Genomic DNA, 1,852 nt, shown 5'->3' with positions numbered 1-1,852 from the left:
AACCGTAAATCAAATATCACCAATATAAATGAAATAAAAGAACGTTCAACATCATATGTGTCTAATAATACTAATATTACTGAATACGGTGATATTGACTTGTACGGTGGGATTAGTGCAGGTACCGGTTTAGACTTATATGATGAAGCCATAGAAACAATACGCTACCCTAAACCTATTCCTAAACATGATATTGCTTTACGTGTGTATGGTGACAGTATGGAGCCTATGTTTAGAGATGAAGATATTGTATTTATTAAAAAAACTCAAGAAATATATCATGGTCAAATTGGTGCATTTATTGTAAATGGTATGGGCTTTTTAAAAAAATTCTATCAAGAAGAAGACAAGGTCCGCCTTGTATCTCTCAATAGAGATTATAAAGATATTATTATCAGAGAATATGATGACGTACGTTTAGTGGGAATTATTGTTTTATAGTCATCGAAAAAAACAAAAACAGAGGTATTATTATGTTAATAGAAAGGAGAAAAAGTTGAAAAAAGAAGAATACATACATCAAAGACTAGATGATCAAATTCATTGGTATGACAAAAAAAGTAAAAAACATCAAAATTGGTATAAATATTTAAAAATAGCAGAAATCTTATTGGGAACAGTAATACCTGTCTTAACTCTATTAAAATTTTATTATTTTGATATTTTAGTAACACTGTGTTCCTCTTTGATACTAGTCTGCGAATCTTTTATAGCCCTTTACTCTCATAAAGAAAATTGGATTAAATACAGACAAACAACCGAAACCTTAAAAAATGAAAAATACATGTTTTTAACACTTTCTGGAGTATATAAAGATGAAACAACCCCATTTATTCTTCTTGTAGAACGTTGTGAAACCATCATTTCTAGTGAAAATATCAATTGGGCAAATTTACAAACTGATGCTAAAAATAAGGAGGATAAAGCACATGACTAAGCATAAATGTTTTATTTCATTCAAGACCGAAGATATAGAATACAAAAAATATATCCAAAATAATTTAGACATAGATTATATTGATAAATCTTTAAACGTTCCCATTCATTCAGAGGACGAAGATTACATTATGCAAAAAATTAGAGAAGATTACTTAAAGGATTCTACTATCACAATTCACTTAATCGGAGAATGCAGTAGCGAAGATAACAAATTACAAAATCAATATTTTATAAAAAAAGAACTTCAAGCTTCTCTGTCAAATACCGTTGCTGGTTCTCGAAATGGGATATTAGGTGTCGTTTTACCTTCAATGTATGACAATATATATAAAGGTAGTGGAATATGTACTAAATGTGATGAAAAACATAAGTATGTTTGTATCAACGATGAAACAGTAATAAAAGAATTTAGTTATAATTATTATTTACCGAATCCAAAATCAGGCTGTAGCTGGGGATATGACGACAGATATTGCGTACTAACCAAATGGGATGATTTTATAGAAAACCCTGAAAGATATATTGATTTAGCATTTGATAAAAGAGAGACTGATATTACTAAAAAAATAAAAGTTAGACCGTAAAAATCTAACTTTTAACTATTTCATAGGTTTTATTAAAAATATCTGGTTTAACAGGGTACTCTTCACCTGAAACCCCTTGAATAATCCAATCACCTTTAGAAGCTTTCATTATCCCTTCTAAAGTTTCGATATACATTTCTTTATCAGTTTGATATGCGGATACTTCAACAGGGATTTTTCTAACAGTAACTCGTTCCATAGTGATAGAAACCTCCTTATTACATATCTAAATTAAATGAAAATCCACTTATTAAGTTTATTATACAATAAATCAGTGGACTTTGACAACACAGACATTATGATGAATTAAATTTAAAAGCGAGTAAAAG

4 protein-coding genes are annotated in these 1,852 nt (G+C 29.0%); 3 read left to right on the top strand and 1 reads right to left on the bottom strand.

The genetic code is table 11. The features are described from left to right. The 3 genes from E4T68_RS08765 to E4T68_RS08755 form a co-directional block, all read left to right on the top strand. A partial coding sequence (locus E4T68_RS08765) for a S24 family peptidase (protein ID WP_135126023.1) occupies positions 1-441 on the top strand: 441 nt, incomplete at its 5' end. A gap of 55 nt (positions 442-496) precedes the next feature. After that, positions 497-937, top strand: a complete 441-nt coding sequence (locus tag E4T68_RS08760) for a DUF4231 domain-containing protein (protein WP_135126021.1) — start codon at positions 497-499, stop codon at positions 935-937. Continuing rightward, positions 930-1,523 (top strand): TIR domain-containing protein, encoded by a 594-nt coding sequence (locus E4T68_RS08755; protein WP_135126019.1) that lies wholly within the window; start codon positions 930-932, stop codon positions 1,521-1,523. The genes E4T68_RS08760 and E4T68_RS08755 overlap by 8 nt, the downstream gene beginning before the upstream one ends. Positions 1,524-1,527: 4 nt before the next feature. Here E4T68_RS08755 and E4T68_RS08750 read toward each other — a convergent pair whose 3' ends face one another. Next, positions 1,528-1,722 (bottom strand): hypothetical protein, encoded by a 195-nt coding sequence (locus E4T68_RS08750; RefSeq protein WP_135126017.1) that lies wholly within the window; start codon positions 1,720-1,722, stop codon positions 1,528-1,530. Positions 1,723-1,852 lie beyond the last annotated feature (130 nt).

Source organism: Granulicatella sp. WM01, assembly GCF_004570605.1.
In the GTDB taxonomy this organism is placed as follows: Bacteria; Bacillota; Bacilli; order Lactobacillales; family Aerococcaceae; genus WM01.
Note: the sequence above shows the minus strand (reverse complement) of the source record. Positions and strands in the feature narration are given on the sequence as shown.